We start from the raw sequence: 14,881 nt of genomic DNA on the forward strand, positions 1-14,881 counted from the left end.
CATGCAGGACGGCAGCAGCACGGCGATCCACTGGCAGCGCGGCGACGACGGCGTCATCACCCTGACCATGGACGACCCGGACAGCAACGTCAACACCATGAACGACGCCTGGGCCGAGTCCCTGACCGCCGTCGTCGACCGGCTCGAGGCCGAGCGGGAGACCATCACCGGCGTCCTGCTGGCCTCGGCCAAGAACAGCTGGTTCGCCGGCGGAGACCTGAACCGGCTCAGCTCCGCCGATCCAGCCCGCTCCGCCGAACAGACGCAGCACATCAATGCGGTCAAGGCGGACCTGCGCCGGCTGGAGACCCTGGGCAGGCCGGTGGTGGCGGTCCTCAACGGCACCGCCCTGGGCGGCGGCCTGGAAATCGCCCTGGCCGCCCACCACCGGATCGCCGCGGACCTGCCGGGCGTCCGGTTCGGCCTGCCCGAAGTCAGCCTGGGCCTGCTGCCCGGCGGCGGCGGCATCAGCCGGACCGTACGGATGCTCGGGCTGCAGAAGGCCCTCACCGACGTGATCCTGCCGGCCCGGCGGTTCACCCCGCAACAGGCGCTCGAGCTGGGACTGATCGATGAGGTCGTGGACGCAGTGGAGGAACTGGAACCGGCGGCCCGCGCCTGGATCGCCGCCCACCCCGCCCCCACCAAACCTTGGGACGAAAAGGGCTTCCGGATACCCGGCGGCGGCCCGGCCGCCCCTTCCGTGGCGGCGATGCTTCCGGCGCTGCCGGCCAACCTGCGGCGCCGGCTCAAGGGCGCCCCGCTTCCGGCCCCGCGCGCGGCCCTCGCCGCCGCCGTCGAAGGCGCCTGGGTGGACTTCGACACGGCCTGCGCCATCGAGACCCGCTACCTGGTGCACCTGACCAACGGGCAGGTCGCCAAGAACATGATCTCCGCCTTCTTCTTCGACCTGCAGTCCATTTCCTCGGGCGCCAGCCGGCCGGCCGGCTACCCGCAGTTCACCGCGGCCAAGCTGGGTGTCCTGGGCGCCGGAATGATGGGCGCCGCCATCGCCTATGTGGCCGCGAAGGCGGGCATCGACGTCGTCCTGCGCGATGTCAGCCTCGACGCCGCCGCGAAAGGCAAGCAGTACGCGGAGGGCCTCGAGGCGAAGGCCGTCGCCGCCGGGCGCACCAGCGCCGAAGCTTCGGCGGCGCTGCTCGCTCGAATCCGCCCCAGCACGGACCCGGCGGACCTGGCCGGCGCGGACATCGTCATCGAGGCGGTGTTCGAAAGCCCGGAAGTGAAAATGCAGGTGTTCCGGGAGATCGAAGACCTGGTTGCTCCGGACGCGGTGCTGGGCTCGAACACCTCCACCCTGCCGATCACCCTGCTTTCCGAAGCAGTGAAGCGGCGCAGCGACTTCATCGGCATCCACTTCTTCTCACCCGTGGACAAGATGCCGCTGGTGGAGATCGTGCGCGGCCGGCACACCTCCGACGAGGTCCTGGCGAAGGTCTTCGACTTCGTCCTGCAGATCCGCAAGACGCCGATCGTGGTCAACGACGGCCGCGGGTTCTTCACCTCCAGGGTTATCGGCACCTTCATCTCCGAGGCGGTTGCCGCGGTCGGTGAAGGCGTCGAACCAAGCAGTGTGGAGCAGGCGGCGCTGCAGGCCGGCTACCCGGCCGGGGCGCTGGCCCTGCTCGATGAGCTGACACTGAGCCTGACCCAGCGGATTCGGCGGGAAACCCGGACGGCGGAGGAAGCCGAGGGAAAGCGGTGGCAGGCGCACCCCGCCGAGACCGTCATCGACCGGATGGTGGACGGGCTGGGCCGCCGCGGGCGCTCCACCGGCGCCGGGTTCTATGACTACGACGACGACGGCCGGCGGGTGGGCCTCTGGCCCGGGCTGCGCACCGAGTTCGGCTCAGGCAGCCGCGAGATCCCGCTGATCGACCTGCAGGAACGGATGCTGTTCGCCGAGGCGCTGGAGACCGTGCGCTGCTTCGACGCCGGCGTGCTGGACAGCGCCGCCGACGCCAACATCGGCTCGCTGTACGGCATCGGCTTCCCGGCCTGGACCGGCGGGGTGGTGCGCTACATGCACCAATACCCCGGCGGGCTGCCCGGCTTCGTGGCCCGTGCCCGCGACCTGGCGGAGCAGTACGGCAGCCGTTTCACGCCGCCGACATCACTGCTGGAACAGGCCGACGCCTCGCCCGTTCCGGCATAGCTCCCGACGACGGACAGGACAGACCATGCTGAGCACACGATTCACCCGGACCTTCGGGATTGAGCACCCGGTGGTGCAGGGCGGCATGATGTGGGTGGGCCGCGCCGAGCTGGCCGCGGCCGTCAGCGAAGCCGGCGGCCTGGGCATGATCACCGCCCTGACCCAGCCCACCCCGGCGGACCTGGTCCGCGAAATCGAGCGGGCCCGGGCCCTGACGGAGAAGCCGTTCGGGGTGAACCTGACCATCCTGCCCTCCATCTCCCCGCCGCCCTACGACGAGTACCGCCGGGCGATCGTCGACGCCGGCGTCACCATCGTGGAAACCGCCGGTTCCAATCCCGAGCCGCACATGGAGATGTTCCGGGACCGCGGCGTGCGGGTCATCCACAAATGCACCAGCGTCCGGCACGCGCTCAAGGCCCAGGCGGTGGGCGTGGATGCGGTGAGCATCGACGGCTTCGAATGCGCGGGCCATCCCGGCGAAGACGACATTCCCGGCCTGGTCCTGGTGCCGGCCGCCGCCGATGCGCTGGAGATTCCGTTCATCGCCTCCGGCGGGTTCGCCGACGGCCGGGGACTGGCCGCCGCCCTGGCGCTGGGCGCCGACGGCATCAACATGGGCACCCGCTTCATGTGCACCGAAGAGTCCCCGATCAGCCCTGCCGTCAAGGACCGGATCGTCGCGGCGGACGAGCGGGACACCGAACTGATCTTCCGGACCCTGAACAACACGGCCCGGGTCGCCGCCAACAGCGTGAGCCGCGAAGTGGTGCGCGTCCTGAACGACGGCGGGGACTTCCCGGCGGTACGCGAACTGGTGGCCGGCGCCCGCGGCCGGCGGGTCTTCGAGACCGGCGACGTCGAGGCAGGGATCTGGAGCGTGGGCATGGCGCAGGGACTCATCCACGACATCCCGGCGGCGGGCGAGGTGGTCCGCCGGGTTGTACAGCAGGCCGAGGCCGTGCTGCGCGAACGGCTGGCCCTGTTCGTTCCCGGAGTCAGCGCCTGAGCCGGCCCGCTCAGGCCTGCCCACCGGCACCGAACGACGCCGGGTTGCCCATGCCGTAACGGACCATGTCCTGCGAGGCCTTCACCAGGTCCTCCAGCGATCGGGTGTGCGGATTCCACCACTCCGCGGCCCAGTTCATCGACCCCAGCAGCAGCAGCCTGGAGACGTTCACGTCGAGGCCCGGCCGCAGCTCGCCCGCCTCCGCCGCCTGCCGCAGCAGCCCGGTCCAGATCCGGCTGTACGCCGCCTCCTCCGCCGCCGGGCGGGTGCGCAGCTGCTCCGGCACCTGCCCCGCATTGCGGATGGACGCGGTGGTGTAGTCCGAGATCTGCAGTTCGTAGCGCAGGTGGGCCTCCACCGCGGCCAGGATCCGCTCCATCGCCGACGCGGAAGCCGGCAGCCCGGCCAGGACCCCGCGGACGTGCTGATGGACCCGGAACACCCCCACCCACATGACCTCCTCGATCAGGCCGTCACGGGAGGGAAAGTAATAGTAGATGGCCGGAGCCTGCACGCCGGCCTGGGCGGCGACGTCGGTCAGCCGGGTTCCGGCATATCCCTTGCGGCTGAGTACGTGCGCGGCGGCGTCGAGGATGCGCTCGCGGGTGAGGGAGGACTTCTTGGCCGGTCCGGCGTCGGAGGAAAGGCTCACGGAGGAATCCACATCTGCTTCAGGGGCGTTCTTCCTCCGAATCTAGCCCCAACCGCTCCGAATCCGGCATACCGCCCCGGCGCGGCCCGCCGCAGCCGGTGCACCGGGTTTCGGGGCACCCTTGTCCGGGTGCGGCGCCGGCCGTACCCTCGGACCCAGCCTGTGAACGGCGGTTAACATCCAAGGTGCCGCCGTCCGCCTCGCAAGGAACATCCCCGACACAGGAGCGGCCCCATGAGCAGCACAGCGCAGAGCATCCCGTCCCCCCTCGAAGCCACCGCACCGGCCCCCGCGGCCGGCCGCAGCGACGGACCCCGCGCGGTGGCACCCGCCGTCGCCCGGGCGGCCGAAGCGGCCCGATGGTGGCGGGAGAAGGGCTTCGCGGGGCGGAAGGAACTGCTGCAGGCCTGGAAGACCGCGATTGCCGACGACGCCGACGAGCTCGCGGCGGTCATGGCGGCGGAGACCGGCAAGCCCGTGGACGACGCAGTCCTCGAGATCATGCTCGCCCTGGGCCACCTGGACTGGGCCTCAAGGCACGCCGGGCGGGTACTGCGCCGGCGGATGCGCCCCGCCGGCCTGGTCGCCGCGAACCAGCTCGCCACGCTGGGCTACGAGCCGTACGGCGTCGTCGGCGTCATCGGCCCGTGGAACTATCCGCTGTACACCCCGATGGGCTCGATCGCCTACGCCCTGGCCGCCGGCAACGCGGTGGTCTTCAAACCCAGCGACCTGACGCCCGGAACCGCGTTGTGGATCGAGCGGAAATGGCAGCAGATCGGCCGCGGCCAGCGGGTCTTCCAGGTGGTCACCGGGGGAGGGGAAACGGGGCGGGAACTGACCCGCTCAGGCTGCGACAAGATTGCCTTCACCGGCTCCACGGCCACTGCGAAGCAGGTGATGGCCGCCTGCGCCGAAACGCTCACGCCGCTGGTGGCCGAGTGCGGCGGCAAGGACGCCATGCTCGTCACCGCCGACGCCGACCTGGAGGCCGCGGCCTCCGCCGCGGTTTTCGGGGCCATGGGCAATGCCGGACAGACGTGCGCGGGAGTCGAGCGCGTCTACGTGGACCGGGCCGTATACGAGCCGTTCCTGGATCTGATGGTGTCGAAAAGCCGGGGCCTGGTGGCCGGAGCAGGGACCGGAGCGGACTACGGGCCGATGACCCTCCCCGCCCAGGTGGACGTCGTGGCCGGGCACATCAACGCCGCGCTCGAAGCCGGCGGACGCGCGGTGCTGGGCGGCCCCGACTCCGTCCGGGAGGGCCGGACGATCGAGGCCGTCGTGCTGACCGGGGTTCCGGAAAGCAGCGAGGCGGTGCGCCGGGAGACCTTCGGCCCCGTCGTCGTCGTGAATCCGGTGGAGGACATGGATGAAGCCGTGGACCGGGCGAACGCGACCAGCTACGGGCTGGGTGCCTCCATCTTCAGCGGCAGCCGGGCCGCCGCCCGGAGTCTGGCCGCGCGGCTCGAGGCCGGGGTGGTGACGGTGAACTCCGTGCTGGGCTTCGCCGCCATCGGTGCGCTGCCGTTCGGCGGCGTCAAGGACTCCGGATTCGGGCGGATCCACGGGGCGGAGGGGCTGCGGGAGTTCAGCGTGCCCAAGGCGATGACCGAGCAGCTCTTCTCCCCGCCCCTGGACCTGCTGCGGATGCGCCGGCCCGAGCGTGACATGAGGATCGCCCGCACCATGCTCGGCCTGCTGCACGGCAGCCGGCGCCGCCGGACCGGCCCACGCTGACGTCCGGCGGCCGGGGCGGCTGCGGCGCCCTGTCGTCCGGCGTGCCGCGGTCAGCCGGGAACTCCCAGCGCCTGCAGGATCAGGCCGGTGATCCGTTCCCGGTTGGCCGCTGACTGGTCAAAACGGGTGAAGCGGCCCAGATCGGCGGTCATGTTCAAGGCGCCGTGAACCAGGAAGCGGACCTCCGCCGCCCCGAGATCCGGGCGCAGCCGGGCCAGGAGCCCGACCCAGATACGGATGTGCCGGCGCTGCAGGATCCGCAGCTGGGCCCGTTCCGCCTCGGAAAGGTTAAGGGCGTCCGCAAAGTAGACGAACATCAGTTCGTGATGGGCGAAGGTGTGCCGCACGTAGGCGCCGATGAGGGCCACCAGCGCCTCCTCCGGGCCGTCGGCGGGAGCCAGCGCCTCGGCGGTGGCCGCGGCCAGCCGGTCCGCGGCCCGGTGGCAGGCCTGCAGCAGCAGAGCGGACTTCCCGGGAAAGTGCCGGTACACGGCTGAGGCCGTCACCCCAGCGGCGGCTCCCACCTCTTCGATGCCGGCCTCCCGGTAGCCCTTCCGGTAGAACAGCCGCACAGCCTGCGTGAGCAGCAGCTCCTTCCGCGGCTGGGCGGGCGGTGCCTCCGTCGAGCCGGCGGAAGCGCCGGCCGTGCCGGCCCCGTTGGAACGGCCCGGTTCCCCGAACCTGCCGGAGCCGTACCGCTGGTTCCCGCCGCCGCATTCCTCATCCGGTAGGGGAAAACGCAGCACCGCTGCCGCCGATGCGCGCAGGACGGCTTCGATCCGGCGCGGAGCCAGCACCGTGTGGTGGGCGGTGATGCTGGCGATCATGCCGAAGGCCCCGACGGCCAGGAAGCGGGCCTGCGACTCGGTGAGCTGCGGCCGGACGGCGGTCAGCGGTACCAGCACGCGGCGGGTCAGCTCGTCGAACCGGGCCCACAGCCGGGCGTGGTCGGCGGCGCTGAGATAGCGGGCTTCGTGCCGATAGATGCTGCCGGTGCCGCGGTTGGCCAGGGTCACGGCGACCACGGCGTCCACCAGGTGCTCCAGCCGTTCCTCGGGGCCGGCAGCCGCCGGCAGCGCGTCCTCGGCCGTGGCGTCCAGGAGCTGCTGCACCATCTGCAGCGCGGCTTCCAGGAAGAGCTGGTACTTGCCCGAATAGTGCCGGTAGAGCGCCGGTGCAGAGATGCCGACCTCGGCGGCGATCTCCTCCATGCTCACCCCGTGGTAGCCGCGCTCGCTGAAGGCCAGCGCCGCGGCCCGGGCGATGAGCAGGCGGCGGTTCCTGGGCCGTGCGGCCCGGACCGCGGGCGGTTCCGGGACGGCACGGGGTTTTGCGGGCAGCGGCATGCGCCCCAGCCTAGCCCGCCGAAGAGGCCGGGAATACCTGCCCGCAGAGGTGAATCACGGTTAACAAAAGGGGCTGACGGCGCCGGGCTTTTCCTGCATACTGATCCGACAATCCGTCTGCGGCCGCGCCCGGCCGGCCCCATACACCGCCGTATGAAAGGGATCGCGATGACTACCAGCGCCGCCCCGACCGAATCCGTGCCCGCCGGCATCGGATCCCGGTACCGCCGCAGTCACTGGATGAACCAGATCTCCGGCCACGCCCGCATGAAACCCGACGCCACCGCCTTCCGGTTCATGGGAGACACCGTGACCTGGCGCCAGGTGCATGAACGGTCGACGGCGTTTGCCGCCGCCCTGCAGCGGCGCGGCGTGCAGTTCGGGGACCGGGTGCTGCTGCTGACCCTGAACCGGCCGGAAACGGCGGAGGCCGTGTTCGGGATCAACCAGCTGGGGGCCATGGCGGTGCCGGTCAACGTCCGGCTCTCGCCGCCGGAGCTGGCCTACATCTTCGACGATGCCGACGCCGATGTCCTGGTGGTCGAATCGGTCCTGCTTCCACTGGCGGCGGCCGTCGCGGCCATCACGTCGCGCATCACACGGATGATCGTCGTCGGCGGGCCGGCGGGGGACGGCGCCGAGGCCTTCGACGACCTCGTCGGGGAAGACCCGGAGGGCTATGACCCGCCGGACGTTCCCGAGGACACCACGGCGCTGATCATGTACACCTCGGGCACCACCGGCCGGCCCAAGGGCGCCATGCTGGACCACCTGAACCTGCAGGCCCAGTCGCTGACCTGCATCCGGGCCAACGCCGTGTTCACGGAGGACGACGTCGCGTTCCTTACGGCGCCCATGTTCCACATCGCCGGCTTCGGTTCGATCGCCCCGAACTTCCTGCTCGGCATTCCCACCGTGATCCACCCGCTGGGTGCCTTCAACCCCGCGGCCATCATCGACGCCTGGGAGCAGGAGCGCGCCACCGTCGTCTTCAACGTGCCCACGCAGTGGCAGATGATCTGCGCCCAGCCGGGGCTGAAGGACCGGGACCTGGCCCTGCGGGTCGTCAGCTGGGGCGCCGCACCGGCGTCGGACAGTGTCCTGCAGGCCATGGAGGAGTCCTTTCCGAACGCGATGAACGTGGCGGTGTTCGGGCAGACCGAGATGTCACCGATCACCTGCGTGCTGCGGGGAACCGATTCCCGCCGCAAGCTGGGCTCCGTGGGGCAGCCCATTCCCACCATGCAGTACCGGATCGTGGATCCGGCGATGAACGATGTGGCGACCGGCGAGGTCGGAGAGATCGTCTACCGCGGCCCCAACATGATGAGCGGCTACTGGCGCAAGCCCGCGGAAACGGCGGAGGCCTTCGCGGGCGGCTGGTTCCACTCCGGTGACCTGGTGCGCCAGGACGAGGACGGCTTCATCTGGGTGGTGGACCGGGTCAAGGACATGATCATCTCCGGCGGGGAGAACATCTACTGCATTGAGATCGAAAACGCGCTCTTCGCGCATCCCGCCGTGCAGGAGGCCGCGGTCTACGGCCGGCCCAACGAGAAGTGGGGCGAGGTTCCGGTTGCGGCGGTGGTGCTCGCGCCCGGGGCATCGCTGACGGCCGACGAGCTGTCCGCCTGGCTCGACGGCCGGCTGGCGCGGTTCAAGCACCCGAAGGACCTGGTGTTCGTGGATGAGCTGCCGCGCAATGCCGGCGGCAAGGTCGTCAAGAACCAGCTGCGCAGCGTGCCCGCCGCCCCGGATTCGCTCCGGCAGCCGGCGGGGTAGGCCCCGGAACGCGCGGAAGCCTGCGGCAGCCGTGCCGGTGCACGGTGCCGCAGGCTTCGGCGCGGGTTCGGTCAGTCCTCGGGATCGGCCCAGATCCGCGGGTCGCCGGATTCCCACTGCGGGTCGGCGAAGGTCCATTCGCCGTCCTGCTCGGAGTACGGCTGGACGGCGCCGATGCAGACACCGGCGGAGTGTTCAGTGACCACGTGGATGCCGTCGGTCTGCTCCTCGGGCAGGTGCACGTCGGAGAAGACCGCGACGGCGCGGTACTGGTCGCGCTGCTCCAGCAGGACAGTGTAGAGGTCCCCGATCATGGCGTCGGCGTCGAGCTCCTCGTCGCTCTCCTCGGGGGAGACCGCGATCATCCGCAGCTCGCCGTCCTCCTTCTGCACGGCCAGGGCCGCCGGCAGGAACGCACCCACCGCCTCCAGCTGCTCCTGGGCTACCCCCAGGGCGGTGCCCACCAGGGCGTTGAGGTCCTCCTGGACCTGGTCGTCTTCCACCTCGCCGTTCAGCTCGGGATCGGCCATTCTCAGCTCCTTACCAGTTTGAGGACACGGTCGCGGACCTGCTCCATGGTGGGCAGGTCCTCCGCCTCCGCGTTCAGCCGCAGGAACGGCTCCGTGTTGGAGGGGCGCAGGTTGAACCACCACTTTCCGTCATCGGAAGTGAAAGTCAACCCGTCGGTGGCGTCGATGCTCACGCCCTCACGTTCAAATTCGCCGCGTACCCGGGCCACCGCCGCGGGAACGTCCTCCACCACCGAGTTGATCTCCCCGGAGGCGAAGTACGGCTCGTATTCTCGGGCCAGGTCCGAAAGCGCCCGGGGCTGCTCGCCCAGGGCGGCCAGCACGTGCATGGCCGCCAGCATGCCGGTGTCGGCGTTGTAGAAGTCGCGGAAGTAGTAGTGGGCCGAGTGCTCCCCGCCGAAGATCGCCTGCTCGCTGGCCATGACGGCCTTGATGAAGGAGTGGCCCACGCGGGTGCTCACGGCCCTGCCGCCCTCACGCGCGACCAGCTCGGGCACGGCGCGGGAGGTGATGCAGTTGTGGATGACCACCGGGGTCTGCTCGCCGGCGGCCCGCGCCCGGCCGATCTCGCGGCGGGCCACCAGGGCGGTGATCGCCGAGGGGCTGACCGGCTCGCCCTTTTCGTCGATGACGAAGCAGCGGTCGGCGTCGCCGTCGAAGGCCAGCCCGATGTCCGCGCCGTGGGCGACGACGGCAGCCTGCAGGTCCCGCAGGTTTTCCGGCTCGAGCGGGTTGGCCGGATGGTTGGGGAAGGAACCGTCAAGTTCGAAGTACAGCGGCACGATGTCCAGCGGCAGCGCGGGCAGGATGGTGTCGCCCAGGACGGCGGGGGTGGTCATCCCGGCCATGCCGTTGCCGGCGTCTACCACGACCTTCAGCGGCCGGATCCCGGACAGGTCGACCAGGCTGCGCAGATAGCCGGCGTAGTCGGCCAGGATGTCCCGGACGCTGATCGTGCCGCGGACGGCGGCGGCGGGGATGCTGCCCTCGGCCAGGTAGTGCTCGGCACGGGCCTGGATGTCCTTGAGCCCGGAATCGGCGGAGATCGGCACGGCACCGGCGCGCGCCATCTTGATGCCGTTGTACTGGGCCGGGTTGTGGCTGGCGGTGAAGGTCACGCCGGGCATGTCCAGCACGCCGCAGGCGTAGTACAGCTCATCGGTGGAGATCAGGTCCAGGAGCAGGACGTTCGCGCCGCGGGCGGTGGCGCCGTCGGCGAAATCCTTGATGAACTCCGGGGAGGAGGGGCGCATGTCCCCGCCCACCAGGACGGTCTGTCCCTGAAGGCCCAGCACGTCCACGAAGGCCGCGCCGACGGCCCGGACGCTGTCCGGGGTGATGGTCTCGCCCACCACGCCGCGCACGTCGTAGGCCTTGAAGGATGCCGAGAGGTCGATTGCACTGTTCACCTGATGCAGTCTATAGGCCCGGTTCCGTGCCACGCCCGGCGCGCCCGCCGGCCCGCCGCCCCGGGGCACGCCTGCGGCAGCCGTCCACAGCCGGACCTGGACCGGGACGAAACTGTCAGGCGGGGCTGGAATAGTGGATGGCATGGACACCGCCGAGGACACTGCAGGAAACGAACACGCCGGAGCCGATCCCGCCGCTCCTAACCCGGCCGCGGCCGGCCCGCAGCTGCGTGCGGAGGCCGTCACCCGGCTGCGGGCGCTGGTCGGCAACGACTCCGCCGACTTCCACCCCGGCCAGTACGAGGCCATCGAGGCACTGGTCCAGGGCGGCCGGCGGGCGCTGGTGGTGCAGCGCACGGGCTGGGGCAAGTCCGCCGTCTACTTCGTGGCCAGCCTGCTGCTGCGGGCCCGCGGGGCGGGCCCCACCCTGATCGTCTCCCCGCTGCTGGCCCTGATGCGGGATCAGGTGGCCGCCGCCGAACGGGCCGGGGTGCGGGCGGCGGCGATCAACTCCGCCAACCAGCTCGAATGGCAGGACATCTCCGCCCGCCTGGCAGCCGACGACGTCGACGTCCTCCTCGTCTCCCCGGAGCGGCTGAACAACCCGTCCTTCCGTGAGCAGCACCTGCCCGAGCTGATCGCCCGGTCCGGGCTGCTGGTGATCGATGAGGCGCACTGCATCTCCGACTGGGGCCACGACTTCCGTCCGGACTACCGGCGGATCCGCAGCCTGATCGAGCAGCTGCCCGCCACGGTGCCGGTGCTGGCCACCACCGCCACGGCCAACTCCCGCGTGGTGGCGGACGTGGAGGAGCAGCTGGCCGCCGGCGGCGAAGACGTCTACACCATCCGCGGCGCCCTGGCCCGGGATTCGCTGCGGCTCGGTGTACTCCGGCTGCCCAACCCGCGGGCGCGGCTGGCCTGGCTGCTTACCCACCTCGGGGACCTTCCGGGCAGCGGCATCATCTACACGCTCACCGTCTCCGCCGCCGAAGACACCGCCCGGCTGCTGCAGAAGGCCGGGCATCGGGTGCTGTCCTACACCGGCCGCACCGACCCCGCCGAGCGGGAGGCCGCAGAAGCGGCCCTGAAGGCCAACGAGGTCAAGGCGCTGGTGGCCACCAGCGCCCTGGGCATGGGCTTCGACAAGCCGGACCTGGGCTTCGTGGTGCACCTGGGGGCGCCGTCGTCGCCGGTGGCCTACTACCAGCAGGTCGGCCGCGCCGGCCGCGGCACCCCGAACGCCGACGTCCTGCTGCTGCCCGGAGCCGAGGACAAGGACATCTGGGAGTACTTCGCCACCGCGTCCATGCCCGCCGAACAGCCCGCCAACGCGGTCCTGGCGGAGCTGGCCGGCGGGGCGGTCCTGTCCACCGCCGCTCTGGAGACCCGGGTCGACCTGAAGCGCTCGCCGCTGGAGCTGCTGCTGAAGGTGCTCGCCGTGGACGGTGCGGTGGAGAAGGTGGGCGGCGGCTGGCAGGCCACCGGGCGTCCCTGGCACTACGACCGGGAACGTTATGAGCGGATCTCCGCGGCCCGGGTCCGCGAGCAGCAGGCCATGCTGGACTACGAAACCACCGCCGGCTGCCGGATGGAGTTCCTCTCCCGCCAGCTCGATGATCCGGCGGCGGCGCCGTGCGGGCGCTGCGACAACTGCGCCGGCGCCTGGTTCTCCGACGCCGTGGCCGACGACGCCCGGCAGGATGCCGCGCAGGCGCTCGAGAAGGTGGGGGTGGAGATCGACCCTCGCGGCATGTATCCCACCGGCATGGACCGGCTGGGCATTCCGGCCAAGGGCAAGATCAAGCCCGACGCCGTGGTGCAGCCCGGCCGCGCCCTGGCCCGGCTCACCGACCTCGGCTGGGGCGGCCGGCTCAGGGAGCTGTTCGCCCCGGGCGCCCCGGACACCGAAGTGGACCGGGCCCTGGTGCAGGGCTGCGTCCAGGTACTGGCGCAGTGGGGCTGGGCCGAGCGCCCCGTCGCGGTCGTGAGCATCCCGTCCCGGTCCCGGCCGGCCCTGGTCGGCTCGCTGGCCCGGGGCATCTCGGAGCTCGGCCGGCTGCCTTACCTCGGGGAGCTGCAGGCTGTGAACGGCGGGCCGCAGGGCTCCTCCGGGGGCAACAGCGCCTTCCGGCTGGCCGCTGTGTGGGAGCGGTTCGCGGTGCCGGCGGGCGGCGCGGAATGGTTCGCCGCCAACCCGGGGCCGGTGCTGCTCGTGGACGACTTCGCAGACAGCCGATGGACCCTTACCGAAGCCGGGCGGGTGCTGCGGCAGGCCGGAGCCTCCGCGGTGCTGCCGTTTGTCCTGGCGCTGAAAGCCTAGGCAGTCGGCTGCCCCCGGCCCCGCCGGCCAGGACAGGCCGGGCTACCGGCCGCGGTAGATCGGGGCCCGCCGCCCGGCAAAGGCCTCGGCAGCCTCCGCGAAGTCGGCGCTGGGCAGGAAGGCGCTGTTCCACACCTGTACGTAGTCCAGTCCGGCCTGCACCTGGGGGCCGACCCGCTGGTTCAACACCTGCTTGACGCCCTGCACCACCAGCGGCGGATTGGCGGCCACCGACGCGGCGAGCTCCCGGCCCCGGGAGAGGACATCCTCGGCCGTTTCGGTGATCAGGCCGAGGGTGAGCGCCCGGGCGGCGTCGAAATCCTCCCCGGTGAGGGCCAGGTGGCGGGTTGGCCCCTCGCCGATGATGTCCGGCAGCCGCTGGAGTGACCCCAGGTCGGCCACGATGGCCACTTTGACCTCCCTGATGCTGAATTTCGCCGCCGGGGAGGCGATGCGGATGTCTGCGGCGGCGATGACATCCACCCCGCCGCCAATGCACCAGCCGTCCACGGCGGCGATCACCGGCTTGGCGCACCGGGCCACCGAGGTGACGGCGTCCTGCAGGGCGGCGATCCGCCGCCGGAACTCCTCGCGCTGCCGGGCGTCCGGCGGGCCGGAACGCAGGGCAGGCGCAAAGACCGGAGCCATCGCGGCCAGGTCGAGCCCGTAGCTGAAGTTGCCGCCGGAACCGTGGACCAGCACCGCGCGGACGTCCTCGTCGGCGCTGATCCGGTCGAAGACCAGCGGCAGCTCGGCCCAGAAGTCCGGCCCCATGGCGTTGCCCGGTCCGGGACCCAGCAGCTGCACCTCGGCCACGCCCGCGGCCACGGACACCCGCAGGGCACGCAGTGCTTCCCCGTCCTCCCGGCGAAGGCAGGCACCGGGCCCGACGGCGGGACCCTGATCGGCGGGCAGCGGCGGCGGCAGAGAGGACATGGAGAGCTCCAGGGTCGTTCCGCGCCGACGAGGCGGCAGCGGGAAGCGGGCAGACGGCGGACCGGCGGCCCGCACGGTGGAACGTCCGGCGGTGGCCGGATGTGGGACAGCTTACCCACGGCCCGGCCTGGACCGGACCGCCTCGGGCGGGGAGCGCGCCGCCGGGAGGCGGAGCCGGGCCGCCGTAACCAAACTGTGGCGGGACAATCGCCTCCGGAAGGGCCGGACGGGCGCCTGCGGCCGCCAACCGCTACTAGGATCGAAGTATGGAGTTTGTCGTGATCGTCCTGTTCGTTGCTGCGATCCTGCTTGTGAATTTCCTGATGGATCGGGCGCGGAAGAAGCGGCACGAGAGCCCGGCCGCCGACCCGCGGCCCGAGGCAGGCGCCCAGGCCGCAGGGCAGGTCCAGAAGCCGAAGCTCCCGGCCGGCGCGTCGGCGCAGACAGCCCGTGAAGCCGCCCGGCTGCTGGAGCCCGAGCAGCACCGGCAGGTATACGCCGCCATCGCCCAGGGACAGGCTGTCAAGGCCGTCAAGCTCTACGCCCAGTTCACCGGCTCCGGGCTGCGTGCCGCCAGCGTGGCGGTCACCAGCCTGGCTGCCCATCCGCAGCCGCAGCCGCAGAACCGGGCGGACCAGCCGCCGGCGTCCTCGCCGGACAGCGCCGCCCGTGCCGGGACCGGCGCGGCTGCCCCGCCTGCCGGCGCCGATGTTCCCGCTGCAGAGCCCGCCTCGGCTGACCGCCCGGCACCGGAGCCGCCCCGTCCGGGCGCAACAGGCGAGCCGGACGCCGGGCGCGGAGCGGATCCAGCCAAGCCGCACCCGGATGCCCCGCTTCCGGACGACGCCGAGATCAGCCGATGGGCGCAGAACCTGCGGCCTGAAGACTTTTAGCTCTCCCTGACTGTCAACTTCAGCGGTGGCTTAATCAACCCGGGCAGGGTACCGTCGCCCTATTAGGCGCTGCCGCGAACGGCAG

The 14,881-nt window shown here is 71.4% G+C and carries 11 protein-coding genes; 6 read left to right on the forward strand and 5 right to left on the reverse strand.

Annotation, left to right across the window (positions count from 1 at the left end):
• Position 1 precedes the first annotated feature (1 nt).
• Together AC5RV6_RS15575 and AC5RV6_RS15580 are read left to right on the forward strand one after the other, a co-directional pair.
• Positions 2 to 2,176 carry a 3-hydroxyacyl-CoA dehydrogenase NAD-binding domain-containing protein gene (locus AC5RV6_RS15575; protein WP_494008267.1) on the forward strand — a complete coding sequence of 725 codons (2,175 nt, stop codon included), beginning with the start codon at positions 2 to 4 and terminating at the stop codon, positions 2,174 to 2,176.
• The gene (locus AC5RV6_RS15580) at positions 2,085 to 3,185 is read left to right on the forward strand and encodes an NAD(P)H-dependent flavin oxidoreductase (RefSeq protein ID WP_494008268.1); all 1,101 of its coding nucleotides are present in this window, start codon (positions 2,085 to 2,087) and stop codon (positions 3,183 to 3,185) included. Before AC5RV6_RS15575 ends, AC5RV6_RS15580 begins: the two co-directional genes overlap by 92 nt.
• A gap of 10 nt (positions 3,186 to 3,195) precedes the next feature.
• On the opposite strand, the gene AC5RV6_RS15585 is transcribed toward AC5RV6_RS15580, so the two are convergent.
• Positions 3,196 to 3,837 carry a TetR/AcrR family transcriptional regulator gene (locus tag AC5RV6_RS15585; RefSeq protein ID WP_494008269.1) on the reverse strand — a complete coding sequence of 214 codons (642 nt, stop codon included), beginning with the start codon at positions 3,835 to 3,837 and terminating at the stop codon, positions 3,196 to 3,198.
• A gap of 234 nt (positions 3,838 to 4,071) precedes the next feature.
• Here AC5RV6_RS15585 and AC5RV6_RS15590 point away from each other — a divergent pair, with 234 nt between their 5' ends.
• Positions 4,072 to 5,577 (forward strand): aldehyde dehydrogenase family protein, encoded by a 1,506-nt coding sequence (locus tag AC5RV6_RS15590; protein WP_494008270.1) that lies wholly within the window; start codon positions 4,072 to 4,074, stop codon positions 5,575 to 5,577.
• A 50-nt stretch (positions 5,578 to 5,627) separates the two neighbouring features.
• Here AC5RV6_RS15590 and AC5RV6_RS15595 read toward each other — a convergent pair whose 3' ends face one another.
• On the reverse strand, positions 5,628 to 6,923 hold the full coding sequence (locus AC5RV6_RS15595; RefSeq protein WP_494008271.1) for a TetR/AcrR family transcriptional regulator: 1,296 nt from the start codon (positions 6,921 to 6,923) through the stop codon (positions 5,628 to 5,630).
• Positions 6,924 to 7,091: 168 nt separating this feature from the next.
• Between AC5RV6_RS15595 and AC5RV6_RS15600 the strand changes: the two genes are divergently transcribed.
• Positions 7,092 to 8,705, forward strand: coding sequence for a long-chain-fatty-acid--CoA ligase (locus AC5RV6_RS15600; protein WP_494008272.1), 1,614 nt, complete (start codon positions 7,092 to 7,094; stop codon positions 8,703 to 8,705).
• A gap of 71 nt (positions 8,706 to 8,776) precedes the next feature.
• Here the strand turns inward: AC5RV6_RS15600 and AC5RV6_RS15605 are convergent, their stop codons facing one another.
• Both AC5RV6_RS15605 and AC5RV6_RS15610 read right to left on the reverse strand, forming a co-directional pair.
• Positions 8,777 to 9,235, reverse strand: a complete 459-nt coding sequence (locus AC5RV6_RS15605; RefSeq protein ID WP_494008273.1) for a hypothetical protein — start codon at positions 9,233 to 9,235, stop codon at positions 8,777 to 8,779.
• Between the two features lie 2 nt (positions 9,236 to 9,237).
• Entirely contained in the window at positions 9,238 to 10,644 is a 1,407-nt protein-coding gene (locus tag AC5RV6_RS15610) for a phosphomannomutase/phosphoglucomutase (RefSeq protein ID WP_494008274.1), read from the reverse strand.
• Between the two features lie 142 nt (positions 10,645 to 10,786).
• On the opposite strand from AC5RV6_RS15610, the gene AC5RV6_RS15615 reads away from it, so the two are divergent.
• Positions 10,787 to 12,967, forward strand: coding sequence for a RecQ family ATP-dependent DNA helicase (locus AC5RV6_RS15615; RefSeq protein ID WP_494008275.1), 2,181 nt, complete (start codon positions 10,787 to 10,789; stop codon positions 12,965 to 12,967).
• Between the two features lie 42 nt (positions 12,968 to 13,009).
• On the opposite strand, the gene AC5RV6_RS15620 is transcribed toward AC5RV6_RS15615, so the two are convergent.
• Positions 13,010 to 13,903, reverse strand: coding sequence for a crotonase/enoyl-CoA hydratase family protein (locus AC5RV6_RS15620; protein WP_494008276.1), 894 nt, complete (start codon positions 13,901 to 13,903; stop codon positions 13,010 to 13,012).
• 266 nt (positions 13,904 to 14,169) lie between these two features.
• Between AC5RV6_RS15620 and AC5RV6_RS15625 the strand changes: the two genes are divergently transcribed.
• A complete protein-coding gene (locus AC5RV6_RS15625) occupies positions 14,170 to 14,796 on the forward strand; it encodes a hypothetical protein (protein ID WP_494008277.1) in 627 nt (208 codons plus the stop codon).
• Positions 14,797 to 14,881: the final 85 nt, after the last annotated feature.

Source organism: Arthrobacter saudimassiliensis, assembly GCF_059090665.1.

Bases quoted from the DNA above. Each gene is read 5' to 3' on its own strand.
- AC5RV6_RS15605 (WP_494008273.1), bottom strand. From the start codon at position 9,235: ATGGCCGATCCCGAGCTGAACGGCGAGGTGGAAGACGACCAGGTCCAG.
- AC5RV6_RS15600 (WP_494008272.1), top strand. From the start codon at position 7,092: ATGACTACCAGCGCCGCCCCGACCGAATCCGTGCCCGCCGGCATCGGA.
- AC5RV6_RS15575 (WP_494008267.1), top strand. From the start codon at position 2: ATGCAGGACGGCAGCAGCACGGCGATCCACTGGCAGCGCGGCGACGAC.
- AC5RV6_RS15590 (WP_494008270.1), top strand. From the start codon at position 4,072: ATGAGCAGCACAGCGCAGAGCATCCCGTCCCCCCTCGAAGCCACCGCA.
- AC5RV6_RS15625 (WP_494008277.1), top strand. From the start codon at position 14,170: ATGGAGTTTGTCGTGATCGTCCTGTTCGTTGCTGCGATCCTGCTTGTG.
- AC5RV6_RS15615 (WP_494008275.1), top strand. From the start codon at position 10,787: ATGGACACCGCCGAGGACACTGCAGGAAACGAACACGCCGGAGCCGAT.
- AC5RV6_RS15620 (WP_494008276.1), bottom strand. From the start codon at position 13,903: ATGTCCTCTCTGCCGCCGCCGCTGCCCGCCGATCAGGGTCCCGCCGTC.
- AC5RV6_RS15595 (WP_494008271.1), bottom strand. From the start codon at position 6,923: ATGCCGCTGCCCGCAAAACCCCGTGCCGTCCCGGAACCGCCCGCGGTC.